The following is a 24,292-nucleotide window of genomic DNA, read 5'->3' as shown; positions in this document are numbered from 1 at the left end:
AAGATGACCCGCGCGCTTTACATCACCTATGACGGGGTTCTCGAACCGCTTGGCCAAAGCCAGGTGCTTGGGTATCTCGAAAGGCTGTCGCGCGATCACGACCTTTGGCTGGTATCCTTCGAAAAACCGGCCGACCTGCAGGATGGCGCGCGGCGGGCTGCGTTGGCGGCCCGTCTGGACGGACTTGGCATTCGCTGGACCGCGCTGCGGTATCACAAGCGTCCGAGCGCCATCGCAACGGCGTGGGACATCCTTGCCGGTTTCGCTGTCGGCCTTTGGCTTGTGCTGCGTCACCGTATCGGCGTGCTGCACGCCCGGTCCTATGTTCCCGCCGCGATGGCGCTGCCGATCAAGCGGATCACCGGCGCGCGGTTCCTGTTCGACATGCGCGGCTTCTGGGCGGATGAGCGGACGGACGGCGGCCTTTGGCCCGTGGGCGGTCGGCTCTACAGGGTCACGAAATGGCTCGAGACGCGGTTTCTGCGCGGCGCCGATCATCTGGTGACGTTGACACACGCCTCGGCGCGGGAACTAGCGTCGTTCCCTGCGTTTGCAGGCCGCCCCATGCCGCCGGTGTCGATCATCCCGACCTGCGCCGACCTCGACCGCTTTGCGCTGTCTCCGCCGCCGCCAGCCACGCCGTTTGTGTTCGGCTATGTCGGATCGTTCGGCACCTGGTACATGCTGGACGAGACGATGCTCGCCTTTCGCGCCGTGCTGGCCCGCAGGCCCGAGGCACTGTTCCTGATCGTGAATCGCAACGAACACGACATGATCCGCGCGGCCTATGCCCGCGCCGGGCTGCCGCAGGACCGGCTGGATCTGGTCAGCGCGGCGCATGGCGAGGTCCCGGCACAGATCGCACGGATGCATGTCGCGGCGGCGCTGATCCGTCCCTGTTTCTCGAAGATCGCAAGCGCCCCGACCAAGCTGGCGGAATATCTGGGCTGCGGGGTGCCGTGCCTTGGCAATGTCGGGGTCGGCGACATGGAAGAGATCCTTGAAGGCCGGGGCGTCGGCGTTGCCGTGACCAAGACCGACGAGGCGGCGATCGACGAAGCCGTGGGGCGGCTCCTGGCGCTTGCAGGTCAGCCGGACACGCGCCAGCGCTGCCGCGACGTGGCGGTCGATCTGTTTTCGCTCGCAGATGGCGTGGTAGAGTTCGACGCGATCTATCGCGCGCTGTCCGGTCCGCGCCCCGGCGAGGTGGCGGCATGACCGAAGCGCAGGGCAACCGGCACGAGGACACCGTTCAATCCTTTGGCAGCGAATGGGCGACCTTCGACCAGACAGCGTTGAGCGCCGGGGAAAAGGCCGACCTGTTCGACCGCTATTTCGCGATCTTTCCGCTGGATGCCCTGCCGCCGGATGCGGAAGGCTTCGACATGGGGTGCGGGTCGGGGCGCTGGGCCAGCCTTGTGGCGCCGCATGTGCACCGGCTCAACTGCATCGACCCGGCCGGGGATGCCCTCGATGTGGCGCGGCGCGCGCTGTCGCGGCAGGCCAACGTCGTCTTTCATCACGCCGACACAGACAGTGTCGCGCTGGACCCGGGCAGCCAGGATTTCGGCTATTCCCTGGGTGTGCTGCATCACATCCCCGATACCGCGCGGGCGCTGCGGGCGACCACGCGGCTTTTGAAACCGGGCGCGCCGTTCCTGCTGTATCTCTATTACCGTTTCGACAATCGCCCGGCGTGGTTCCGGGCGATCTGGCATGCCAGCAACCTCTTGCGGCGGGGCATCGCCGCGCTGCCAGAGCGGGCCAAAACCGTGGCCACCGATGTTCTGGCCCTTGCCGTCTACTGGCCGCTGTCCCGCCTTGCGCGCGCGGTCGAGCGGCTCGGCGGCAATCCGGCGCCGATCCCGCTGTCGTTCTATCGCACTTCAAGCGTCTACACCCTGCGCACCGACAGCCGCGACCGCTTTGGCACGCCGCTGGAGCAAAGATTTACCAAGAACGAGATCGCGGCGATGATGGCCGAGGCCGGGCTGGTCGACATCCGGTTCTCGGAGCGCGAGCCCTACTGGGTCGCCGTCGCGCGAAAGGCGGACGCATGACCGCACGCCGCAGGATGCTTGTGCTTTGCCCGTTCCCCCAAGGCGTCGCGGCGGGGCAACGGCTCAAGTACGAGCAGTATTTCGACGATTGGCGCGCGGCGGGCTGGGACATCGACGTGTCGTCCTTCATGGACCCGGCGATGTGGAAGATCACCTACAAGCCTGGCCATCTGGCGGCCAAGGTGGCGGGCACCCTGCGCGGCTATGCGCGGAGGGCGCGCGACCTGCTGCGCATCCCGCGCTACGATCTTGTCTACGTCTTCATGTGGGTGACGCCGTTTGGCGTGTCGCTCGAGGAACGTCTGGTCCGCAGGCTGGCGCGGCGGGTGATCTATGACGTCGAGGACAACATCCTTGTCGAGCAGAGCCTGCCGAAAGAGATGAACCCCAATCCCATCGCGCGGCTGATCAAGGGGCCGGGCAAGGCGCGCTTTCTGATCCGCACGGCGGATCACGTGATTACGTCCTCGCCGTTCCTCAACGACTTCTGCCTTGGCCTGAACAAGCGCCGCGCCTGCACCTACGTAACGTCCTCTGTCGACACCGATGTCTTTCGGCCCGGCCCGCCGCGTGCCGAGGGTTCTGTCGTGATCGGCTGGACCGGCACCTATTCCTCGCGCATCTACCTCGACCTTCTGCGCGGCGTGTTCCAGACGCTTGCGCACAGGGTGACGTTCCGCCTGCGCGTGATCGGCAATTTCGACTACGACCTGCCCGGCGTCGACCTGGAGGTCGTGCGCTGGTCGAAAGACCGAGAGGCCGTGGACATGCAGGCCATCGACATCGGGGTGTATCCGCTGCCGATGGACGACTGGGTTCTGGGCAAGAGCGGGCTGAAGGCGATCCAGTACATGGCGTTCGGCGCGGCCTGCGTTGCAACCGATGTCGGCACCACGCCGATGTTGATCCGGCACGGCGAGAACGGGCTTCTGGTCAGGTCCGAGACGGATTGGCTGGAGGCGCTGGAACGTCTGGTGAAGGACGCGGAGCTTCGGCGCAGGCTGGGGCAGGCGGCCCGCAAGGATGCTGTCGAGAAGTATTCAACACAGGCCATCGCGGCTGACTACCGCGCGGTTCTGCAGGACGTGATGGGACAGGGCAAGTGATCGAGAACAAGCGCATCTACATGGCCGGTGTCGGCGGCATGCTGGGCAAGGCTTTCTACAAGACCTACGGCGCGGCCAATACGCTGCGCTGCACCGACAAGGACGTGAATGCCGAGTGGCTGTCGTTCCTCGACTTCCGGGATGCAGATGCCTACCGCGCCGAAGTGCGGGATTTCGCGCCCGACTACCTGTTCCACATCGGTGCGCACACCAGCCTTGAGTACTGCGAGGACAACCCGGACGACGCCTATGCCACGAATACCCTGCCGGTCGAAACCGCGGTTCATCTGGCGAACGACTTGGACATCCCGCTTTTGTATATCTCGACGGCGGGGATCTTCGATGGCGGGCAGGACACCTATGACGACTGGGATCTGCCGCGCCCTCTTGGGCATTACGCGCGGTCGAAATACATGGGCGAACGCTTTGTCGCCGAAAATTGCCGCAAGCATGTGGTGTGCCGCGCGGGCTGGATGATGGGCGGCGGGCCATCAAGGGACAAGAAGTTCATCCAGAAGTTGATGGCCCAGATCAAGGACGGCAAGACAGAGCTGTTCGTCGTCGACGACAAGCTGGGCACGCCGACCTACACCCTCGATTTCGCACGCAACGCCGGGGCGGTGATCGAAAGCGGGTTCTGGGGGGTCTACAACATGGTGTGCGGCGGCGTGACCGGGCGATTGGAAGTCGCACAGGAGCTGGTGCGCCTGATCGGGCGCGAAGACAGCGTGACCGTCACGCCGGTATCCTCGGGCCACTTCGCCAAGACCTATTTCGCCGCGCGGCCCGCGTCCGAGCGGCTTGTCACCAGAAAGCTGGACTTGCGCGGCCTGAACCAGATGCGCGATTGGCGGGTGTGCCTGTCCGAGTATCTGGACGACGACTATCAGGGCTACCTGTAGGTCCCATGTGCGGGCTGGCCGGATATCTCGACCCGGGGCGCCCGCCTGAACGTGCGGTCCTTGCCGCGATGGGCGAGGCCATCCGCCACCGGGGGCCGGACGGTGACGGGATCTATTGCGACGCCGGTGCCGGATTTGGCGTGGTGCATCGCAGGCTGGCGATCATCGACCTGACGGATGCAGGCGCGCAGCCGATGGTGTCGCACAGCGGGCGTTTCGTGCTCGCCTATAACGGTGAAATCTACAATCACCGGGACCTGCGCGCCGGGTTGCAGGCTTCGGGGCGGGCGCCCGCGTGGCGTGGGCATTCCGATACCGAGACGCTATTGGCGCTGATCGAAGCGCATGGCCTGACTGCCGCGCTGGGCGCCGTCCGGGGCATGTTCGCGCTGGCCCTTTGGGACAGGGAAACCCGCACGCTGACCCTCGCCCGTGACCGCATGGGAGAGAAGCCGCTGTATTTCGGAACGCTCGGCGGCAGGATGGTCTTCGCGTCCGAGTTGTCCGCGCTGGCGGCGCTGCCGGGCGCCGCGCCGTCCATCGACCCGTCCAGTGTCGCCGCCTTGCTGACCTGGGGCTGTATTCCGGCGCCAAGGTCGATCTGGGACGGCATCCGCAAATTGAAACCTGCCCATACCGTGACGGTGGATGCCGCCGGTATCGGCACGCCATCCCCCTACTGGTCGCTGCCTGACGTGGTGCAGGCCACCGCCGCGGACAGAGGCCAGCCGCATGAAGCCCGCGACGCCGAGGATGCGATCGAAGCGCTTCTCACCCGGGCGATCCGCGACCAGTGCCTCAGCGACGTGCCCTTGGGCGCATTCCTGTCGGGCGGGATCGATTCGTCGCTGGTCACGGCCCTGATGGTGGCGGGCGCCTCCGGCCCGGTGCGCACCTATGCGATGGGTTTCGAGACCGCGCGCTTCAACGAAGCGCCCGCCGCCCGCCGGGTTGCCGAACACCTGGGCACCGAACACACCGAGTTCATCGTGACCGAGGCCGACGCGCTGGGTGTCGCGCAAGAGCTGGGCGCGCTGTTCTCGGAACCGTTCGCCGACAGCTCGCAGATCCCGACTGTGCTTCTGTCACGGCTGACACGGACCGGCGTCACGGTGGCCCTGTCCGGCGATGGCGGCGATGAGATGTTCGGCGGCTATAGCCGGCATGTCATGGCGCCACGCCTGTGGGCGAAGGCTGCGCGCCTGCCACCGTCGCTGCGGGGCGGGCTTGGCCGTGTTGGCACGTCCGGTGCCGGGATCGCGCGCCGCATGGCGTCGCGGCCCGCCTTGTCCAGGCTGGCGGAGCGCGCCGGTCTGCCGGTCACCGCGCTGGACCGGATCGGGCATCTGACGGGTGCGCTGGGATCAGCCGGTGATCTGGGCGACTTTTATGCCAATCTTGTCGCGGGTCCCGCCGATGTCCGGGCCTTGCTTCCAGGAGTCGCGCCGCCCGATCCGCCCTGGCCTGATCCGCCCGCCGGGCTGACCGAGGCTGAAGGGCTTATGTTCAGGGACACGAGTTGGTACCTTCCCGAGGATGTTCTCGTGAAGGTGGACCGGAGCACGATGTCGGCGTCGCTTGAAACACGCGCTCCGTTCCTTGATCCGTTGGTGGTCGAAGCGGCCTGGCGCCTGCCGCAATCGGTGAAGATCGACGGCGGGCGCGGCAAGCAGATCCTGCGCCGCATCCTTGCCCGGCATGTGCCAGAGGCCATCGCCGATGGGCCGAAACGCGGGTTCGCGGTGCCGCTGGATGACTGGCTGCGGGGCGCGCTGAGGGACTGGGCGGGCGACCTGATCCTGTCGCAGCGGTTTCTGGACGCCTCAAGCATAGACCGCGCCGCGCTTGAACGACTTTGGGCGCGGCATCAGTCGGGCGCGGTCAATGCGGGCGGCACGATCTGGTCGATCACCATGCTTGCGGCCTGGATGGAGCATTGGCATCGCCCGCACAGGGCCGGGTCATGATCGTTTACTGGTCAATGGTGGCGATCCCGGCGTTCTTTGCACTCGGAGAGCAGCGCGGAACGCGCGACCGCACACTTGAGATCCTTGTCTTCCTGACGCTTGGCGCGCTGTGGTTGATCCTCGCCTTCCGGCAGACGGGCGGCGATTACTCGACCTATCTCATCCTGTTCCACCAGCTTGCGGAACAGCCTCTCTATGTCGCCATGTTCTGGACCGAGCCGCTGTACGGGCTGCTCAACTGGACGATGGCGCAGGCGGGGCTTGGCATGTCGTGCGTCAACGGCGCGTGCTCGCTGATCTTCTTCTACGGGCTGTGGCGGTTCGTCCGTATCCAGCCTTATCCCTATCTCGTCCTGTCCCTGTCGGTGCCCTACCTCGTGATAGTGGTCGCGATGGGCTACACCCGTCAGGGCGTTGCGACCGGGCTTATCATGCTGGGCCTCTGTTTTCTGATGGAACGGCGGCTTTTGCCCTTTGTGCTCAGCGTGGTCGCCGCGACGGGATTTCACAGTTCCGCCGCGATCGCGCTTCCGCTCTTGCTGTTGGCAGACCTCGAATTCCGCTCGAAGCTGCTGGAACGGATGACAAAGCTGGCCACGGTGCTGATCGGCCTGGCCGGTCTCTTGCAATCCGTCGCGGCGCAGTTCGGTGACTACGTCGAATTCTATGTCGAATCGGATCGCTACCAGTCCGGGGGCGCCGTGCTGCGGGCCTCGGTGACAGCGGCTGCCGCGCTCGCCTTTGTCTTCTACAGATCGGATTGGAAGGCGGAGTTCAGGGATTACCGCATCTTCTACGGGTTCTCGATTGTCGCGCTGGCGATGATCCCGCTCGCCTTTATCCAAAGCACGGCCGCCGACCGGATCGGTCTATACCTGATCCCCTACCAGATCGCCGTCTTCGGCAGACTGCCCGTCCTGCAGCGCGCCGGGTTCGACGCCACGTTGATGAAGCTGGGGGTCCTGCTGGCCTACCTGCTGTATTTCTTCACCTGGTTGCACCTTGGATCGTTCTCGCAGCTGCTTTGGGTGCCATACAGATCGGAATTGTTCTGAATGGTCGCCCTGCCCGATCCACTTGCCGTCGCGCCCCCGCACGGCACCACGTTGGCGGATGATCTGCGCAACCCGACGCTGGTGTCGTTTCTGGATATGGCGCGCTGGGTCGCTGCTGCCGTCGTCTTCGTCAGCCATCTGCGCGGCCCCCTGTTTCTAGGCTATGGCGATATCGCCGCAGAGGTCGGACCCGGCATCAAGATCTGGTATTTCGTCACCGGGCTTCACGCCGAGGCGGTGATCGTCTTCTTCGTGCTCAGCGGCTTTCTGGTGGGCGGCGTCGCTCTGGGCCGGGTTAGGACAGGGCGCTTCGATGCGCCCGACTACGCCGCCGCACGCATCGCGCGCCTGTTCGTGCCGTTTTTGCCTGCCGTCGCCCTGACCCTTTTGCTGGACAGCATCGGCGCACATGCCCTTTCCGCAAGCGGCTTCTGGGATCACAGCCATCCAATGCTGGCCGAAAAGATCGCAACCGCGCCCTTCGAGACACTGCTCGACCTGCGCACGGTGCTTGGCAACGTGGCGATGCTTCAGACGATCGTCGTCGAACCCATTGGATCGAACCAGCCGCTGTGGACGATCTCGCTGGAATTCTGGTTCTACGCGGTGTTCGGCGTCCTGGCGCTTGGCCTTGCCACGTCCGCAGCGCCAAGATGGGCGCTAGTGGCAGTCTCTGCCGTCATGGCTGTCGTGCTTGGGACGGTGTTCCTTGTGTATTTCGCGCTTTGGGCCATCGGCGCGCTTCTGGCGCTGGTCGGCAGGCCTCGCCGCATCCCGTGGCTGGCCGCGTTTCTGCTTTTCTTAGGTATCGTTGCCGCGGCCCGCCTGTTCCAGTCGGTGACGGACGCAGGCGAGGGGCTGCGCACGGCCAAGAACATCGTCGTCGCGCTGAGCTTCGCCTTGCTTCTGGCCTGCACCCGGGGCCGGCAGCTTTGGCTGATCGAGCGGTTTGGGCCGCTGAATCGCTGGCTCGCCGACTTCTCCTACAGCCTCTACCTTGTCCACTACCCGGTGATGCTGTTCGTGCTGGCCATCCTGTCCGAAGTGTTTGGACTGACCGCGATCCGCAACGGCTACCATCCGAACGATCCGCAGGGGTTGGTCGTCTATGCGGGAGTCTTAGTCGCCGTCTACGCGGTGGCATGGGGCTTTGCCCAGATGACCGAACGGCGGACCGCGCCGGTGCGCGCGGCGTTGCGCAAACGGCTGCGGTTTGGCAAGGGACACAGGGGCGCAGTCACGGGATCGGAACCATGAAGATCGAAGACACCAGCCTTCCCGGCGTGCGGATCATCACGCCTGCGCGGTTCGGCGACGAACGGGGGTATTTCTCCGAGACGTGGAACAGGCGGCGCATGGCCGACGCGGGACTTGATCTCGACTGGGTTCAGGACAACGAGTCCCTGTCGCGCCCCATCGGCACCTTGCGCGGGCTGCACTATCAGGCGCCGCCCCATGCGCAGGACAAGCTGGTGCGCGTGATCGCGGGCGTGATCCTTGACGTGGCGGTCGATGCCCGGCAAGGCAGCCCGACCTTTGGCCGCAGCGTCGCGGTAGAGTTGAGCGCCGAGAATGGTCGCCAGCTTCTGGTGCCCAAGGGCTTTCTGCACGGCCTTGTCACCCGCGCGCCCGACACCGTCGTCGCCTACAAGTGCTCGGACTACTACGACAAGGCCAGCGATGGCGCGGTGCATTTCGCCTCTGCGGCGCTGGGCATCGACTGGGGGATCGCATCGCAGGGCGCGGTGATGTCGGACAAGGACGCCGCCGCCCCGGACTGGGACGACTGGACCAGCCCTTTCAGCTACGAGGCGGCACAATGAAGATCGTCGTCACCGGAGGCGCGGGATTCATCGGATCGGCGGTGGTGCGGCTGGCCGTGTCGCGCGGGCACGAGGTGGTGAACCTCGATGCGCTGACCTATGCGGCGTGCCTCGAAAACGTCGCCAGCGTGTCGGGCAGCCCGCTGTATCAGTTCGTTCAGGCCGACATCCGCGACCGCGCCGCTCTGGATGCGCTGTTCAGCGCGCATCGCCCGGACGCCGTGCTGCACCTGGCCGCCGAAAGCCATGTTGACCGGTCCATTGACGGCCCCGGCGCCTTTATCGACACCAACGTCACCGGCACCTACACCTTGCTTGAAGCGGCGCGCGCGTGGTGGACGGCGGCGGGCAAGCCTGCGGCGTTCAGGTTTCACCATGTCTCGACCGACGAGGTGTATGGCAGCCTCGGCGCATCGGGCAAGTTCACCGAAGCCAGCCCGTACGACCCGCGATCGCCCTATTCCGCGTCCAAGGCAGCCTCGGACCACCTGGTGCGCGCCTGGCACGAGACCTACGGCCTGCCGATCCTTCTGACCAACTGCTCGAACAACTATGGCCCCTACCATTTCCCGGAAAAGCTGATCCCGGTGGTGATCCTCAATGCTCTGGCGGGGCAGCCGATTCCTGTCTACGGCACCGGCGACAACGTGCGCGATTGGCTGTTCGTCGAGGATCACGCCGACGCGCTGCTGACGGTGCTGGACAAGGGGACGGTCGGGCGCAGCTACAACATCGGCGGCGAGAACGAGGCGCGGAACATCGATCTGGTGCGGATGATCTGCGCGATCCTTGACGATCTGCGCCCGTCCGATGCCCCGCATGATCGGCTGATTACCTTCGTCGCGGACCGGCCGGGGCACGACAAGCGCTATGCGATCGACCCTGCGCGCATCCGGGACGAACTTGGCTGGCGGCCCTCTGTCACGCTGGAACAGGGGCTGCGGCGCACCGTGGTCTGGTATCTGTCGAACGAGTCGTGGTGGCGTCCGCTTCTGGCGCGCGGCGGGGTCGGGCAAAGGTTGGGAGTGACCGCATGAAGGTTCTGGTGCTTGGCAAATCGGGCCAGGTCGCGCGCGAACTCGCCGCGCTGTCTGGCGGCGCCGTGCAGGTCGATTGCATGGGCCGCGACGAGGCCGACCTGACCACCGGCGACGGTGTTGCCGAAGCCGAGCGCCGCTTGTCCAAGGGGTATGACGCCGTGGTGAATGCCGCCGCCTTCACCGCTGTGGACCGCGCCGAGACCGAGCAGGACGCCGCAACGATGCTGAACGTGATCGCCCCCAGTGCGCTGTCCCGTGCCGCGCACCGGGCGGGCGTGCCCTTTGTCCATATCTCGACCGATTACGTCTTTCCGGGCACCGGCGACGCCCCCTGGACCGAGACCGACCGCGTCGTGCCGCTCAACACCTATGGCCGCAGCAAGGCGTCGGGCGAGGAGACGGTGCTGGGCAGCATGGCGCCCTGCGCGATCCTGCGCACGTCCTGGGTGTTCTCGGCGCATGGATCGAACTTCGTCAAGACGATGCTGCGCCTGTCCGAGACAAAGGATGCGCTGTCGGTGGTGTCGGACCAGATCGGCGGGCCGACACCGGCGCGCGCCATCGCCGAGGCCAGCGTCCGGATCGCATCGCGCCTGCGGGTCGATCCGGGACTGTCGGGCGTCTACCATTTCGCCGGGGCGCCGGACGTCAGCTGGGCCGATTTCGCGCGCGAGGTCTTTCGCCAGGCTGGCCGCAGCGTTCAGGTGACAGACATTCCAACGGCCGAATACCCGACACCCGCGGCGCGCCCGCTCAATTCCCGTCTGGACTGCGGCAAGATCGAAGCCGCGTTCGGCATCGCGCGGCCGGACTGGAAGGCCGGGCTTGCCGATGTTCTGGCTACGTTGGGGGCGAAGGCATGACCGCGATGGCGCGCAAGGGCATCATTCTGGCGGGCGGTTCGGGCACGCGGCTGTTCCCGATCACCATGGGCGTCTCGAAGCAGCTTTTGCCGATCTACGACAAACCGATGATCTATTATCCGCTGAGCGTCCTGATGCTGGGCGGCATCCGCGAGATCGCGGTCATCACCACGCCCGAGGATCAGGACCAGTTCCGCCGGCTTCTTGGTGATGGCAGCCAATGGGGTCTTGCGCTGAGCTACATCGCGCAGCCGTCGCCGGACGGTCTGGCGCAGGCCTATCTTCTGGCACGCGATTTCCTGAACGGCGCGCCGTCGGCGATGGTGCTCGGGGACAACATCTTTTTCGGGCACGGCCTGCCCGAGCTGTTGGCCGAGGCTGACGCACGGGACAGCGGCGGCACGGTCTTTGGCTACCATGTCAACGATCCGCAGCGGTATGGCGTCGTGGATTTCGGCGCGGACGGCACGGTGCGTCAGATCGTGGAAAAACCGGATGTCCCGCCGTCGAACTATGCGGTGACGGGGCTCTACTACCTTGATGGCAACGCGCCGGATCGCGCCGCCGCCGTGCGTCCGTCGGACAGGGGCGAACTGGAGATCACGGATCTTCTGGCCAGCTATCTTGCCGACGGGTCGTTGGACGTGCGGCGCATGGGGCGGGGCTATGCCTGGCTCGACACGGGCACCCATGCCAGCCTGCTGGACGCGGGCAACTTTGTGCGCACCCTGACCGAACGGCAGGGGCTTCAGACCGGCTGCCCGGATGAGATCGCCTATGCGCAAGGCTGGATTGACCGCGACCAGCTGCGCGCCCGGGCAGAGGCCTTTGCCAAGAACGACTATGGCGCCTACCTGTTCCGCATCGTCGGGGACTGACGTTTGCGCGTCCTTCTCACCGTCAACGCGATGTGGAACCTCGCGCATTTCCGTGCGGGCCTGATCCGGGCGATGGTGGACGACGGGCACGAGGTGGTCACGCTGGCGCCCTTCGACGGGAACGAGGCGCGGGTCGCCGCGCTTGGCGCCCGGGCGGTGGATCTTGCGATGGATCGCAAGGGCCTGTCACCTCTGCGGGACGCGGCGCTGATCGGGCGGTTTGCAGGGCATTTCCGCCGGATCGCGCCTGATGCGATCCTCAGCTTCACGATCAAGAACAACGTCTATGGCGGGCTTGCCGCGCGGCTGACCAGAACGCCGTTTCTTCCGAACGTCACCGGGCTGGGCACCGCTTTCCTGTCCGGCAAGGCTGTGCAGACCGTCGCCGAGACGCTTCACCGCGCAGGGTTCGCTCGTGCGCCAAGCGTCTTCTTCCAGAACCCCGAGGACGCGGCGCTTTTTCGCGACAGGCGACTTGTGCGCGAAGATCAGGTGCGGGTGCTGCCGGGGTCGGGGATCGACCTTGACCATTTCCGGGCGCAGCCGCTGCCCGACAGGGCCGGTGCACCAAGGTTCCTGATGATCTCGCGCCCGCTGCGCGACAAGGGCGTCGAGGAGTTTGTCGAGGCTGCGCGGATGGTGAAAGCGCGCCACGCGGAAACCGTGTTCCAGCTTCTTGGACCGCTGGATGCGGAGAACCGTAGCGCCGTCGCGCCTGACGTGGTCGCCGGTTGGGCGCGTGAGGGCGTGATCGAGCATCTTGGCCAAAGGGACGACGTGCGCCCGGCCATCGCCGCCGCCGATTGCGTCGTTCTTCCGTCCTACCGTGAGGGCCTGCCTCGGTCGTTGCTGGAAGGCTCTGCGATGGCGCGACCGCTGATCGCCACCGATGTTCCTGGATGCCGCACCGTTGTCGACGACGGGACGACCGGTTTACTGTGCGACCCGCGGAGTGCGAAGTCGTTGGCCGATGCGATGGAACGGATCATCCAGATGGGCCACGAAGACCGCGTGCGCATGGGGCAGGCCGGACGGCAGAAGATCGAAAGCCGGTTCAGAGAGACTGTCGTGATCGCGGAGTATCGCAGTTGTCTGTCCCGGCTCTGACGCGGCGCGTCATTTCCCGTAGTAGTCGCGGAACCACGTCACGAAGATGTCGATGCCGTCGCGGATGTCTGTTTGCGGGCGATAGCCGGTCAGCGACTGCAAGAGGTTCGCATCCGCCCAGGTCGCGGGCACGTCGCCCATCTGCATGCCCATGAAATTCCTGATGGCGGGCTTGCCAAGCCGCTCTTCGATCGCCTCGACGAAGTCCATCAGGCGCACCTTGTCGGAGTTGCCGATGTTCACGACCCGGTAGGGCGCGGCAGGGGACAGGCTGTCGCCCTCGGCGATGTCGTCGCGGCTGGCCGGGCGCACCGGCGGCGTGTCGATCAGAAGGCGGATGCCGCGCACCAGGTCGCCGACATAGGTGAAATCGCGGTACATCTCGCCATGGTTGTAGATGTCGATGGGCCGACCGTCGAGGATCGCATCCACGAACTTGAACAGGGCAAGGTCCGGGCGGCCCCAGGGGCCATAGACGGTGAAGAACCGGAACATCGTCGTCGGCAGGTTCCACAGATGCGCATAGGAATGCGCCATGCTCTCGTTCGCCTTTTTGGTGGCGGCGTAGATCGTCAGTTGCGTGTCGGCCTTTTCCGTTTCGATGAACGGCATCTCCTCGTTTGCGCCGTAAACGGATGAGGTGGATGCCATCAAGAGGTGCTGCACCGCCAACTCGCGCGCAAGCTCCATCACGTTGAACGTCCCGACGACGTTGGATTCGATATAGGACCGTGGATTTTCAAGGCTGTAGCGCACACCGGCCTGCGCCGCGAGATGCACGATCACGTCCGGCTCGAAGCCTTTGACGGCTTCCGACAGCTTGTCCATATCCTCGAGCCGCCCCTCGGTTGCGGCGAAAGACGGCGACTGCAGCAGCATCTGGTGCCGCCGCTGCTTCAGCGTGACGTCGTAGTAATCCGTCATGCCGTCATAGCCGTGAACGGCGAACCCTTCGTCCAGCAACAGCTTGGCCAGGTGAAACCCGATGAATCCGGCCGTGCCGGTGATGAAGACGCGTTTCAAGATGCCGCTCCGTTGTGTCCGAACGAGTGGATAGCCCGAAAACCTCGATGCGCCAAGGAGCCCCTGCCAAGAGTGGCTTCAAGTCGTTTACATCCGGCATTTTTCATTTTCTGGTTGTTTTAAAATTACGTTGAGTAAACTGTAGCTCATCATGCGCTTAAAGGCCGCTCGTCGCAGCGACCTTGCGCGTCAAATGGGCTGATCGGGCGAATGCGAGCTATCCCAAGAGATTTCCCGCTTGGTCCGGCAGCTATCGCCCTGCTCGTTGCCGTGGCGATGTGCTTGTGCATCCTGGTCGCGCGCCGCAGCATGCGCGCCGCGCCGATCCGTCGAGGTCAGGACATTCGCGCCCGGCAAGCGATGCATCATCGCCCGACATCGCGGCTTGGTGGCCTTGCCGTGTTCGGGGGCTGGCTGACCTGCCTGCCGTTCCTCGATCCCGCTGTTCAGGCGGTGTCGGTTCGGCTGGCCCTGTCGGCCTTCCCGGTCATTGTAGCGGGCCTCGCCGAGGATCTTGGTCACGATGTCTCGCCGCGCCGAAGACTGCTGGCCGCTGGGATCTCGGGGCTGGTGGCGGCCTTTCTGTTCGGCCTCTGGTTGCCCAAGGTGGATGTGCCCGTTGGCGACGCGTTGTTCGCCTTTGCGCCGTTTGCGATCCTGTTCACCGTGTTCTGCACGTCCGGTGTCAGCCATGCCTTCAACCTGATCGACGGAATGCACGGACTGGCCGCAGGCACGGCGATCATCGGCGCGGTCGGCCTGTCTGCGGTCGCGGTTCAGTCCGGTCAGCCGGACATAGCTGCGTCCGTTCTGGTGATCGCCGCCGCAACCTTGGGGTTCCTCGCGATCAATTATCCATTCGGGCTCGTGTTTCTGGGTGATGCCGGGGCCTATTCGATCGGCCATGTGCTGGCGTGGGTGTCCATCCTGATCCTTGCGCGCGACCTTGATGCGACTGCCTGGGCCATGGTCCTTGTCCTGTTCTGGCCGGTCGCCGATACCTGCTTTGCGATGTATCGCCGCTGGAAGAACTCCCAGCGCGCCGACCAGCCGGACCGACTGCATCATCATCAGGTCGTCCTGCGGATGCTGGAGATCAGAGTGATTGGCCGGGACCGGAGACATCTGGCAAACCCGGTCGCGACACTGGTCCTGCTTCCGTTCATTGCCATGCCAACTTTGGCAGGGGTCTTGCTGTGGAACAATCCGGCGTGGGCCTTTGCTGCGCTGGTCGTTTTTGCAGCGCTTTTCGTGGTGTCCTACCGCCTTGTCATCGGACTTGCACAGCGCCGACCAGCGGGGCGCGCAAGCCTTGGCAAAGAGGCAGATCGCCCGCCCGCCATCATGCCGGGGGAATAAAGCGTGGTGTCCGGGCACCACAACCGAGTCGCGATGTCATCAGGCGATATTCAATCAGGGCTTATTGCCCTAGTCATGCTTGGAAAAAGAACAATCGGCATCAGGGGCAGTCGATAGATGCGTCTTGTCATCGCAGGTCTGGTCTGTGTGACGTGCTCTGCCTTGGCAGCGGCGGCGAACGAGGCGCTGTCTCGACCGACATACAACACCTACGGCTTGCCCGGCCTGATCGACATGCCAAGCGCCGAAAGCGCGCCTGACGCGGAACTTGCCGTTTCCGACAGCTATTTCGCCGGAACCAACCGCACGACGCTGTCTTTCCAGATCCTGCCGCGCCTGACGGGCAGTTTTCGCTATTCCCAGATTGCCAACTACCTGGCCCCCGGATCGCCGTTGTTCGACCGTTCGTTCGACCTGCGGTTCCGGTTCCTCGACGAGGGACGGTATCGCCCGGCAATGGCGGTCGGCCTGCGCGACTTCATCGGAACTGGCGCCTATGCGTCGGAATACATCGTCGCGACCAAGCACATCGGCGACCGGGTCAAGGTCACGGCGGGCCTTGGCTGGGGCAGGTTGTCGTCGAACGGCGGCTTCTCGAACCCGCTGTCCGTCTTCGGATCGGGATTTGACACGCGCCCGGTGCGCGGCGTGGGCCTTGGCGGCACGGTCGTGGCCAACACCTGGTTCCGCGGTCCTGCGGCGGCCTTTGGCGGCATCGAGTGGCAGGCGACGGACCGGCTTTCGTTCAAGGCCGAGTATTCGTCGGACGCCTATACCAAGGAGCGCTCGGACGGTCTGTTCGCCTACAATTCGCCCTTCAACTTCGGCGTCAGCTACGATGTGACCGACAAGCTGAACGTCGGTGCGAACTATCTTTATGGCAACACCGTCGGCATTCAGGCGACCTTTACATTCAATCCCAAGCACCCCTCGAAATACACCGGCAGCGTCGGCCCGGCGCCCGCGCCTGTGATGGTGCGCCCGTCCGGCAGCGCAGCGGACCTGGGATGGACCCAGCAGGTGGATGCGGCGGAGATCCTAGAGCGGAACCTGTCCCTGACTCTGGCCAGCGACGGGATGGAGCTTGAAGGCTTCTCGGTCGATGCCCGCACCGTGCGCGTCCGCGTGCGCAATGACCGCTTTCTGCACGAGGCACAGTTCATTGGCCGTGTCGCGCGCGTTCTGACGAACCTGATGCCCGCATCGGTCGAAAGTTTCGTGATCGTCCCGGTGACCGGGAATGGCACGCCCACCTCGGTCGTGGCCATTGCGCGCAGCGACATGGAAGAGCTGGAATTTGCACCTGACGGGTCGTGGCAAAGCTATGCCCGGGCCGAGGTTTCGGATGCTTACGGCGTCGCCGGGTCGATCCCGCGTGTCGGGTCCGCCTTTCCCAAGTTCACCTACGGTTTTGGTCCCTATGTCGCCGCGTCGCTGTTCGACCCGACCAGCCCGGTGCGCGCCGACCTCGGCATCCAGGCAAGTGCACGCTACGAGCCGCGCCCCGGCCTAGTGATGTCGGGGCAGGTGCGCAAGCGCCTTGTCGGCAACCGCAGCGGGCTGATCCCGTCGAATTCGGTGATCCAGCGGGTGCGGTCCGATGCGAACATCTATGCCGCGCAGGGTGATCCTGCGATCACCCACCTGACCATCGCGCAGTATTTCCGCCCTGGCCCTGATCTGTATGGTCGGGTGACGGCCGGGTATCTTGAACCGATGTACGGTGGTGTCTCGGCCGAGCTGCTGTGGAAGCCGGTGGACAGTCGCTGGGCGTTCGGCGCCGAGGTGAACTATGCCCAGCAGCGCGATTTCGACCAGCTTTTCGGCTTCCAGAATTACTGTGTCGTGACCGGCCATGCCTCGGCCTACTATGACATGGGCAACGGATTTCATTTCCAGGTGAATGCCGGGCGTTATCTGGCAGGCGACTGGGGTGCGACCCTGATCGTGGACCGCGAGTTCGACAACGGCATCTCGATCGGGGCCTTCGCCACCCTGACGGACGTTCCGTTCAGCCAGTTCGGCGAGGGGTCGTTCGACAAGGGCCTGCGCATCACCATTCCCCTTGCGGTGCTGACGGGCCGTCCGTCCCGCACCGAGATCAGCCGCGACATCCGGCCGGTTCTTCGGGACGGCGGCGCGCGGCTGGAAGTCGACGGGCGCCTTTACGACAGCGTCCGCGACTACCACGAGCCGGAGCTCGAGGACGGCTGGGGACGGTTCTGGAGATGACACGCGCGCTGATATCCCTTCTGGCCTGTCTGGTCATCGCGTCCTGCGGATCGAGCGGTGGCGGCGTGGCCGGCATGGCGATCGGTGCGGCGCGCGGTCTTGTGGGCGCCAATCCCAAGCCTGCGGACCTGCGCAAGACGCTCACGCCCGAGGTGATCGCCTCGCTTCCGGGCTCCGTGATGCTGATCGAGCTGCCAGAGCGCGGCGCCCAGGCCGGTGTCCTGAGGGTGACTCAGAACGGGCCCAACGTGACGTGGGCAGGGCAGGATGGCAGCACGGTGGCGTTCAACGACGGAATCCTGACCGCCACGCGCGGACTGGGAAGCGATCTGATGTCCGCCGACCTGCGCGATGTCGTGGCCGCCGTCTATGGCAACGGCACCGAGGCGGTGCGCATCCACCGCCATCTCGACGGCGAGGATCAGATCTATTCACGGTCTTTCGTCTGTCGGTATTCCGCCGCCTCCGGGCAGCGGGCAAAGGTGCTGACAGGGGACTTCGAGGCGACGCTTGTGCGCGAAAACTGCGCGAGTTCGGATATCGAGATCGACAACCTCTACTGGATCGACGGCAGCGGGGTCGTCCGCAAATCGAAGCAGTGGGTTGGCCCTGATGCCGGATACATGCTGACAGAGCTGCTCAAGGGATAGGCCTTGCGCGCAATGTGTGAAGAAAAAGGCACTTACTCGCGTCAAGCTTGTCCGACATGATTGCTCAACGCGTGAAGTCGACGTCGGGTAAAGCTGAAACTGTTTAACTTTCGGTCGGAGATCATGATGAAGAAATTCGCAGCACTTGGCCTTGCAGCCGCGCTGGTCGCCGCAACCGGCACCTCGGCGTTGGCCCAGCAGACAGTCCAGCCCATCAATCCCAACGTCTCGACGCAAACGCAGCTTGTCGCGCTTGGCGCACTGACGCCGGGCGCCATCGTCCTTGGCACGATCATCGTCGCGGGCGTCATCTATGCCATCGTCGATTCCGGCAGCCAGACGAACCCGTAATCCGGGATTTCGAATGCAGATAGGAAAGAGGCGAACCTGCATCAGGTTCGCCTCTTTCTACATTAAGATGTGGCTTGGCGACGCCCGACCCGGTTAGGTAGAGCAGAACGTCATCACGAACGTATTGGCTCGGGGGCAGAGCATGCTGAAACACGGAGTGATCGGGGTGGCGCTTCTTGCGCTTGCCGGGTGCGGTGTCGCCTACATTTCACCGTCCGTCCAGGAAACCGCCGGAACCGACGCCAAGGTCCGCGTGGTCAAACTGACGCCCGAGACGGTTCTGGTCGCCAACCGGTCCACCTATCGTCCCAGCACGCTGCCTTCGGTGTTCTACGCGAATGCCGGAACGGGCGGCGGGCTTCGCGGTGCGGGCGCGGTGCCCGACCCGGCCTATGAGCCCGAAGCGCGCCCCGGCAGCATCCAGACCCGCGTTCCGCAGGAACCGCCGCGCGGTCCCTACGAGATCGGCATCGGCGACGTGCTGCTTCTGGCGACCCCCGCCGGTTCCACCTCGGTCGAGGAGCTGACCGGCCTGCTGGCCGCCCAGAACCGCCGCCAAGGCTATACGGTGCAGGATGACGGGACCATCGCCATTCCTGACGTCGGCCGCGTCGATGTCGCCGGCATGACGCTGGAACAGGCGGAAGGTGAGATTTTCCAGGCGCTTGTCCAGAACCAGATCGACCCGACCTTCAGCCTTGAAGTCGCCGAGTTCAATTCCCGCCGCGTGGCCGTGGGCGGCGCCGTGCGCCAGCCGACGGTCGTGCCGATCCAGCTGACTCCCCTTTACCTCGATGAGGCGCTGATCGTCGCTGGCGGCACGCAGGTCACCGACGAGGACTTTGCGTCGATCCGGCTGTATCGGGACGGAACGATCTACCAGATCGCGCTGTCCGAATTCCAGTCGCGGCCTGACTTGCAGCGTCTGCGTCTTGTCGACGGCGACAGCGTCTTCGTGGACACCAGCTATCAGATCGACCGCGCCGCAGCGTATTTCCAGCAACAGCTTCAGATCGCCGAATTCCGGCAGGCCTCCAGAAACGCCGCCCTTGCGCAGTTGGAGACCGAGGTCTCGCTCCGCCGGGCTGCCCTGGAAGAAGAGCGTTCCAACTTCGAACGTCGTCTTTCCGCAGATGGAGTCGACCGGGACTATGTCTACGTCGTGGGCGAGTTGGTGTCGCAGAACCGCTTTGTTCTTCCCTTCGATCAATCCGTGTCACTTGCGGACGCCTTGTATGACGAGGGTGGCTTCGAGGTCGAGAATGCCAATCCCGGGCAGATCTACGTCCTGCGCGGATCGACCGAGCCGTCCGAATTCGGCGCGGTGACGGCCTGGCACCTGGACGCGCGCAACGCGGTGAACTTTGTCCTGGCCACCCGGATGGAGCTTCGCCCGAACGACGTGATCTTTGTCGCCGAACAGCCGATCACCAAGTGGAACCGCGCCATTTCGCAATCCATCCCGTCGCTGTTCACGTCGGTGGCTGCGGCGGCCCGGTGACCTTGTGGTGGCCGGGCAGATCGTTGCGGCGGTCATTCCCTGCTATCGCGTGCGGGACCGTCTCGGCGCTGTGCTGGCCGCGATAGGCCCGGAATGCGACCTGATCTACGTTGTCGACGATCACTGTCCCGAAGAAAGTTTCCGATCGGCCGACACGACCAGGGACCCCCGCCTCAGGATCGTTCGGCGTGAAGTGAATGGCGGGGTGGGCGCTGCGGCTCTCGATGGCATGACCAGGGCCCTGCAGGACGGTGCGGCCATCCTCGTCAAGCTGGACGGGGACGGACAGATGAACCCCGCAGACATCGCAAGGTTGATCCGGCCCATCGTCGAAGGCCGCGCGGATTTCGTGAAGGGCAACCGCTTCTCCGACCCGCGCAACATGGGGGGCATGCCCGCCGGCCGGTTGATCGGCAACATTCTCTTGTCCTTCGCTGCGAAGGCGTCGACGGGCTACTGGAACCTGTTCGACCCGACGAACGGGTTCTTCGCGATCCATGCCATGGTCTTCGCCATGCTTCCGAAGGACCGGATCGCCCGTCGGTATTTCTTCGAGAGCGATCTGCTGTATCGCCTTGGAACGCTCCGGGCCTGCGTCATCGAGATTCCCGTCCGTCCGGTCTATGCAGACGAGCAAAGCAGCCTGCGCCCTGTCCGGCAGATCCTGCCCTTCGCTGCTGGCCACATCCGCAACGCCGGGAAGCGGATCGCCTACGCCTATTTCCTGCGGAACTTCGGCCCGGCGTCCATCCTGCTGGTTGTGGGTCTCCTTCTCACCGGGTTCGGCATCCTCTTCGGGCTGTCCGAATGGGTTTCGGGGATCAGAGCTGCAGAGTTCGCCTCGGCCGGAACGGTCATGCTGGCGGCGCTTCCCGTCATCATCGGAGTTCAGTGTCTGCTGGCCTTCCTGATCCTCGACACCCTGTCGATGCCCAGGCATCCGATCCACAGGGACCTATGACGCGGGATCGGATCAGATGGATCGCACCCCTTCTGGCAGCCGCGACGACGCTTGCCGCCGCGACCGTGCTGATCGCGCTTCGCGGCATCATCTTTTCCCCCGACTCGGGGGCGTACGACGACGCGTCGACGGCGCTTCTCGCGGTTGGACTTGACTATGCCGCCTGGTTGCAAGGCGACCTTGGCTTGCACTACGCAGGGTTTGTCACGGCCCTCGCGCTGTTGAAGATCGCCTTCGGCACGGGGTGGAGCACGGCACTCATCGTTCTCAACCTGATCGCTCTGGCCACAGCGGCCCTTGCCGTCAGCCGGACGATTGCGGGACTGCAAGTTCCGTCTCCTTTTGTGCTACTCTCGGTCATTGCGGTCGCGGGGCTCTACGATGTCGTGCAATGGGCGCCCTACGCCCTGTCGGACCCGGTCTTCATCGCCGCGGTGACGGTGTGCGCCTGCATCGCCGGAACGTCGGGATCGTGGCGGGGGCAACACCTCGCCGCATTCGCGGCGGCCGCTGTCGTCGGCGTTGCCTGGCGTCCGACCGGTGTGGTCTTGCTGGGATACCTGCTTGTCCTGCCCTTGGTCCTGCCGCGATTGTCGTCACCCTCGCCGAGAGTGCGGCGAATGACGCTGGGTGCAATGATCTTGCTGTCCGTCGTGGCCTTCGCAATCTTCGCCGCGGTGATGCAGGACATCACCCTGTTGCCGGACCAGGCGCGCCCGTTCATGGAGAGCATGGTCAAGCATTACTACGACGCCGGTGAAGTCGTCTATGACCGACCCGCGACCTATCATTCGCCCCCGTCCGGGTATCTCGATTACCTGCTTCTGGTGTTCGATCGCTGGCTTCATTTCTTCTGGGTGACGGCCGAGGGGCATTCGGTTGCCCATGTCGTCTATGGCCTCGCGGTGCGTGCGCCGATCATGGTCCTGGCGGCGCTCGCCGTGACGAGGCTTGCATCGGCACGCCCGATCGAACGGGACGACGCTCACCTGATCGCATCCGTCCTGTGTCTGGTCTGGGTCTTCTCGTCCGCGCACGGTATGCTGCAGGTGGATTACGACTGGCGCTACCGGGCGCCCGTCATGCCGTCGATGGCCTGCCTCGCGCTGCTTATGCTGGGGCGCTGCCTGTGGCGGCGTCAGGCGTTGTAGTAATTCTTGCCGTAGGCGGCATAGGCCCCATAGCGTTCGCCGTAGCCATAGGCCTTCATCCGGCGCGGGTTGATCTGGTTCAGAACGATCCCGCTGACCCTGAGGTTCACAGACTCGAACAGGCGCAGGCCTTCGGTCACTTGCGTGCGTGACGTGCTGTCCCATTTGACCGAGTAGAGGATCGCGTCGACGCCTTGTCCGATCACGCGCGCATCGGGCACCACAAGCACCGGCGGCGTGTCGATGATGATGACATCATAGAAGTCCCGGCACTTGGTCAGGAACCGCGTGAACGCATCGGACGAGAACACGTCGGCCGCGTTCACCTTGGATTTCTCGCCGATCAGGATGTCGCACCGCAATGCTTGGTTGTACTGCACAACCTCGTCCAGCTCGGCAGCCCCCGACAGGACGGCCAGAAGCCCGCGTTCCCGGTCGATCTCGAAATACTCACTGAACACTCGGCGCCTGATATCGCCCTCGATCAGAAGGACGCGCTTGCCGAGGCCCGCGAAGTTCTGCGCAAGAGTCAGCGACAGGGTCGTCTTGCCCTCGCCCGGAACCGACGACGTCGACATGATTACCTGCGGCGGTTGATCCACGTTGGACAACATCACCGACGTGCGCAGATTGCGGATCGCCTCGGCTGCGGGCGAACTCGGTTTCTCCGAGATGTAGTCCAGCACCTTGTCGCGCTTTGAGGCCGGGATAAGAGGCACCTGGCCCATAACTGTCAGGCCGATCTGCCGTTCCAGATCCTCGGCGGTGCGATAGGTGTTCTGCAACAGCTCGCGCCCCAGAACGATGGCGCCGCCCGCAAGAAGCCCCAGCAGGATCGCCAACAACTGGATGCGCGCGGCGTTGGGCGATGCGGGCGCGCGGGGCACGATGGCTTGCGACAAGACGCGGCTGTCGGCCTGCTGCGAGCCCTGTTGCACGGAAATTTCCTTGAGGCGCGTCAGAAAGCTTTCGTAGATCAGGCCGTTCGCCTCGACTTCGCGGCGCAGCTGTTCCTGCGTCACGAGGTCGTTCGACTGGTCCGCGATCTGCGCCTCGATGTCGGTGATCGACGCGGCAAGCGATGCAGCCTGGCCTTCATCACGCTCGACCGAGCCTTGAAGGCTCGCGACGATCTGGTCGTATCGGGCGAGAAAGGTAGCACGCTCGTTGGCGCTCATGGAACCGGCGCCCGCCCCGAAGATCCGGTCGAGCGTCCGGTCTCCCGCTACGGACCGCATCATGTCGATGTCGCCCGCATCCCGCGCTTGGGACAACTCGGCCAGCCGCATGTTGGCGGCCACGACGGTCGCATTGGCCTCGTTTGTCCTGTCGCGCAAGTCCTTCACGCGGCGGTTCAACGCCTCAAGCGCCTCTGCACTGACAAGATTGGTCGACGACATGAAGGTCTTGAGCCCCTGTTCCGAGGCTTCAAGCTCGTCGCGCAACTGCGAAACGCGTTGGCTCAGCCAGGCCGTCGCCTGTTCGGTGGCGTTGAACTTGAGGTCGATCTGATCCTGCACGTAGCCATTGGCCAGCGCATTGGCGAGCCCCGAGGCCATCGCCGGATCGGGCGACCGTGCGTTGATTAGGAAGACGAAGCTGCGGTTGATGTCGGAAATCGAGAACCGCGCACGCACCGCATTCACGGCGCGTTCGAATTCGGCGTCGGGGTCCGGCTCTGCCGCTGCTGCGGAAACCTCGTCCGCCCCGAAGATCAACGCCTCGGCCCAGGCGCGCGGCGCGGACACCAGCGTTGGCGCCGAGGGTTCGGCAAGGCGAGGGTTGAACTCTGGCGACTGGGTCAGGTCCATCATTCGAACGACGCGCTCCATCAGGGCGCGGGACCGCATCACTTCCATCTCGGTGTTGATTGCGCGTTGATCGCCGGAGAGGCCGCCGATCACGCCTTCAAGGTCGGTCACGGTCTGCGTTCGGGTGTTCATCAAGGCGACGGTCGACGATGCCGAATAGATCGGTGTGATCGTCGCGACATACCAGCGGCCTGCCACGAGGGTCAGTGCAGTCGCTATGACGATAATCCATTTTCCGCGCCAAAGAGTCCGCAGCAGTTGTGCCAGAGACAATTCGTCTTGCGCGCCGGATGTTTTTCCTCGGACGTCCTGCGCAGGATCGGTGTCGCTGCGTCGCAGGAAATCTCTTTGTAACATGTTTCCGGCTTCGCAACTGATCCAGGTTGTAAGCTTTTCTCACACTGCGTTCTGCGAAGCAATGTTCAGCCCAAGTGCGGGCCGGGTTTCCAGAG

21 protein-coding genes are annotated in these 24,292 nt (G+C 64.6%); 19 read left to right on the top strand and 2 right to left on the bottom strand.

What is annotated here, in order from left to right:
- Window positions 1-3 precede the first annotated feature (3 nt).
- The 12 genes from KTJ87_RS13870 to KTJ87_RS13815 are packed head-to-tail and all read left to right on the top strand — an operon-like array spanning window position 4 to window position 12,801.
- On the top strand, window positions 4-1,218 hold the full coding sequence (locus KTJ87_RS13870; RefSeq protein ID WP_267139737.1) for a glycosyltransferase: 1,215 nt from the start codon (window positions 4-6) through the stop codon (window positions 1,216-1,218).
- Window positions 1,215-2,060 (top strand): class I SAM-dependent methyltransferase, encoded by an 846-nt coding sequence (locus KTJ87_RS13865; protein ID WP_267139736.1) that lies wholly within the window; start codon window positions 1,215-1,217, stop codon window positions 2,058-2,060. The genes KTJ87_RS13870 and KTJ87_RS13865 overlap by 4 nt, the downstream gene beginning before the upstream one ends.
- Window positions 2,057-3,166: a glycosyltransferase family 4 protein gene (locus KTJ87_RS13860; protein ID WP_267139735.1), complete on the top strand. Its 1,110-nt coding sequence runs from the start codon at window positions 2,057-2,059 to the stop codon at window positions 3,164-3,166. The genes KTJ87_RS13865 and KTJ87_RS13860 overlap by 4 nt, the downstream gene beginning before the upstream one ends.
- Window positions 3,163-4,068: an SDR family oxidoreductase gene (locus KTJ87_RS13855; RefSeq protein ID WP_267139734.1), complete on the top strand. Its 906-nt coding sequence runs from the start codon at window positions 3,163-3,165 to the stop codon at window positions 4,066-4,068. Before KTJ87_RS13860 ends, KTJ87_RS13855 begins: the two co-directional genes overlap by 4 nt.
- Window positions 4,069-4,073: 5 nt before the next feature.
- Window positions 4,074-6,035: an asparagine synthase (glutamine-hydrolyzing) gene (gene asnB / locus KTJ87_RS13850; RefSeq protein ID WP_267139733.1), complete on the top strand. Its 1,962-nt coding sequence runs from the start codon at window positions 4,074-4,076 to the stop codon at window positions 6,033-6,035.
- The gene (locus tag KTJ87_RS13845) at window positions 6,032-7,090 is read left to right on the top strand and encodes an EpsG family protein (RefSeq protein ID WP_267139732.1); all 1,059 of its coding nucleotides are present in this window, start codon (window positions 6,032-6,034) and stop codon (window positions 7,088-7,090) included. The genes asnB and KTJ87_RS13845 overlap by 4 nt, the downstream gene beginning before the upstream one ends.
- The gene (locus KTJ87_RS13840; RefSeq protein WP_267139731.1) at window positions 7,091-8,347 is read left to right on the top strand and encodes an acyltransferase family protein; all 1,257 of its coding nucleotides are present in this window, start codon (window positions 7,091-7,093) and stop codon (window positions 8,345-8,347) included.
- Window positions 8,344-8,913, top strand: coding sequence for a dTDP-4-dehydrorhamnose 3,5-epimerase (rfbC, locus tag KTJ87_RS13835; RefSeq protein ID WP_267139730.1), 570 nt, complete (start codon window positions 8,344-8,346; stop codon window positions 8,911-8,913). Before KTJ87_RS13840 ends, rfbC begins: the two co-directional genes overlap by 4 nt.
- Window positions 8,910-9,950, top strand: a complete 1,041-nt coding sequence (gene rfbB, locus KTJ87_RS13830; protein ID WP_267139729.1) for a dTDP-glucose 4,6-dehydratase — start codon at window positions 8,910-8,912, stop codon at window positions 9,948-9,950. Before rfbC ends, rfbB begins: the two co-directional genes overlap by 4 nt.
- A complete protein-coding gene (gene rfbD / locus KTJ87_RS13825) occupies window positions 9,947-10,816 on the top strand; it encodes a dTDP-4-dehydrorhamnose reductase (RefSeq protein WP_267139728.1) in 870 nt (289 codons plus the stop codon). Before rfbB ends, rfbD begins: the two co-directional genes overlap by 4 nt.
- A 5-nt stretch (window positions 10,817-10,821) precedes the next feature.
- Window positions 10,822-11,694, top strand: a complete 873-nt coding sequence (rfbA, locus tag KTJ87_RS13820; protein WP_267140019.1) for a glucose-1-phosphate thymidylyltransferase RfbA — start codon at window positions 10,822-10,824, stop codon at window positions 11,692-11,694.
- A 3-nt stretch (window positions 11,695-11,697) separates the two neighbouring features.
- Window positions 11,698-12,801: a glycosyltransferase family 4 protein gene (locus tag KTJ87_RS13815; protein WP_267139727.1), complete on the top strand. Its 1,104-nt coding sequence runs from the start codon at window positions 11,698-11,700 to the stop codon at window positions 12,799-12,801.
- Between the two features lie 9 nt (window positions 12,802-12,810).
- Here KTJ87_RS13815 and KTJ87_RS13810 read toward each other — a convergent pair whose 3' ends face one another.
- Window positions 12,811-13,824: an NAD-dependent epimerase/dehydratase family protein gene (locus tag KTJ87_RS13810; protein WP_267139726.1), complete on the bottom strand. Its 1,014-nt coding sequence runs from the start codon at window positions 13,822-13,824 to the stop codon at window positions 12,811-12,813.
- Window positions 13,825-14,034: 210 nt separating this feature from the next.
- Between KTJ87_RS13810 and KTJ87_RS13805 the strand changes: the two genes are divergently transcribed.
- The 7 genes from KTJ87_RS13805 (at window position 14,035) to KTJ87_RS13775 (ending at window position 22,029) form a co-directional block, all read left to right on the top strand.
- Window positions 14,035-15,183, top strand: a complete 1,149-nt coding sequence (locus KTJ87_RS13805; protein ID WP_267139725.1) for an MraY family glycosyltransferase — start codon at window positions 14,035-14,037, stop codon at window positions 15,181-15,183.
- Window positions 15,184-15,300: 117 nt separating this feature from the next.
- Window positions 15,301-17,415: a YjbH domain-containing protein gene (locus KTJ87_RS13800; RefSeq protein ID WP_267139724.1), complete on the top strand. Its 2,115-nt coding sequence runs from the start codon at window positions 15,301-15,303 to the stop codon at window positions 17,413-17,415.
- Window positions 17,412-18,065 (top strand): YjbF family lipoprotein, encoded by a 654-nt coding sequence (locus tag KTJ87_RS13795; protein ID WP_267139723.1) that lies wholly within the window; start codon window positions 17,412-17,414, stop codon window positions 18,063-18,065. Before KTJ87_RS13800 ends, KTJ87_RS13795 begins: the two co-directional genes overlap by 4 nt.
- 126 nt (window positions 18,066-18,191) lie before the next feature.
- A complete protein-coding gene (locus KTJ87_RS13790; RefSeq protein ID WP_267139722.1) occupies window positions 18,192-18,416 on the top strand; it encodes a hypothetical protein in 225 nt (74 codons plus the stop codon).
- 142 nt (window positions 18,417-18,558) lie between these two features.
- Window positions 18,559-19,917, top strand: a complete 1,359-nt coding sequence (locus KTJ87_RS13785; RefSeq protein ID WP_267139721.1) for a polysaccharide biosynthesis/export family protein — start codon at window positions 18,559-18,561, stop codon at window positions 19,915-19,917.
- Between the two features lie 7 nt (window positions 19,918-19,924).
- Complete coding sequence (locus KTJ87_RS13780; protein WP_267139720.1) at window positions 19,925-20,878, top strand: glycosyltransferase family 2 protein; 954 nt, start codon at window positions 19,925-19,927, stop codon at window positions 20,876-20,878.
- Complete coding sequence (locus tag KTJ87_RS13775; RefSeq protein WP_267139719.1) at window positions 20,875-22,029, top strand: hypothetical protein; 1,155 nt, start codon at window positions 20,875-20,877, stop codon at window positions 22,027-22,029. Before KTJ87_RS13780 ends, KTJ87_RS13775 begins: the two co-directional genes overlap by 4 nt.
- Here the strand turns inward: KTJ87_RS13775 and KTJ87_RS13770 are convergent.
- Window positions 22,017-24,197: a GumC family protein gene (locus KTJ87_RS13770; protein WP_456061972.1), complete on the bottom strand. Its 2,181-nt coding sequence runs from the start codon at window positions 24,195-24,197 to the stop codon at window positions 22,017-22,019. The genes KTJ87_RS13775 and KTJ87_RS13770 overlap by 13 nt on opposite strands.
- Window positions 24,198-24,292 lie beyond the last annotated feature (95 nt).

It is taken from the genome of Anianabacter salinae, assembly GCF_019061145.1.
GTDB classification, from domain to species: domain Bacteria; phylum Pseudomonadota; class Alphaproteobacteria; order Rhodobacterales; family Rhodobacteraceae; genus Anianibacter; species Anianibacter salinarum.
Note: the sequence above shows the minus strand (reverse complement) of the source record. Positions and strands in the feature narration are given on the sequence as shown.

Coding starts and splice junctions, on each gene's coding strand:
- KTJ87_RS13860 (WP_267139735.1), top strand. CDS start 2,057: ATGACCGCACGCCGCAGGATGCTTGTGCTTTGCCCGTTCCCCCAAGGC.
- KTJ87_RS13865 (WP_267139736.1), top strand. CDS start 1,215: ATGACCGAAGCGCAGGGCAACCGGCACGAGGACACCGTTCAATCCTTT.
- KTJ87_RS13870 (WP_267139737.1), top strand. CDS start 4: ATGACCCGCGCGCTTTACATCACCTATGACGGGGTTCTCGAACCGCTT.
- KTJ87_RS13775 (WP_267139719.1), top strand. CDS start 20,875: ATGACGCGGGATCGGATCAGATGGATCGCACCCCTTCTGGCAGCCGCG.
- KTJ87_RS13785 (WP_267139721.1), top strand. CDS start 18,559: ATGCTGAAACACGGAGTGATCGGGGTGGCGCTTCTTGCGCTTGCCGGG.
- KTJ87_RS13770 (WP_456061972.1), bottom strand. CDS start 24,197: ATGTTACAAAGAGATTTCCTGCGACGCAGCGACACCGATCCTGCGCAG.
- rfbB (WP_267139729.1), top strand. CDS start 8,910: ATGAAGATCGTCGTCACCGGAGGCGCGGGATTCATCGGATCGGCGGTG.
- rfbD (WP_267139728.1), top strand. CDS start 9,947: ATGAAGGTTCTGGTGCTTGGCAAATCGGGCCAGGTCGCGCGCGAACTC.
- KTJ87_RS13795 (WP_267139723.1), top strand. CDS start 17,412: ATGACACGCGCGCTGATATCCCTTCTGGCCTGTCTGGTCATCGCGTCC.
- KTJ87_RS13840 (WP_267139731.1), top strand. CDS start 7,091: ATGGTCGCCCTGCCCGATCCACTTGCCGTCGCGCCCCCGCACGGCACC.
- KTJ87_RS13805 (WP_267139725.1), top strand. CDS start 14,035: ATGCGAGCTATCCCAAGAGATTTCCCGCTTGGTCCGGCAGCTATCGCC.
- KTJ87_RS13845 (WP_267139732.1), top strand. CDS start 6,032: ATGATCGTTTACTGGTCAATGGTGGCGATCCCGGCGTTCTTTGCACTC.
- asnB (WP_267139733.1), top strand. CDS start 4,074: ATGTGCGGGCTGGCCGGATATCTCGACCCGGGGCGCCCGCCTGAACGT.
- rfbC (WP_267139730.1), top strand. CDS start 8,344: ATGAAGATCGAAGACACCAGCCTTCCCGGCGTGCGGATCATCACGCCT.
- KTJ87_RS13800 (WP_267139724.1), top strand. CDS start 15,301: ATGCGTCTTGTCATCGCAGGTCTGGTCTGTGTGACGTGCTCTGCCTTG.
- rfbA (WP_267140019.1), top strand. CDS start 10,822: ATGGCGCGCAAGGGCATCATTCTGGCGGGCGGTTCGGGCACGCGGCTG.
- KTJ87_RS13790 (WP_267139722.1), top strand. CDS start 18,192: ATGAAGAAATTCGCAGCACTTGGCCTTGCAGCCGCGCTGGTCGCCGCA.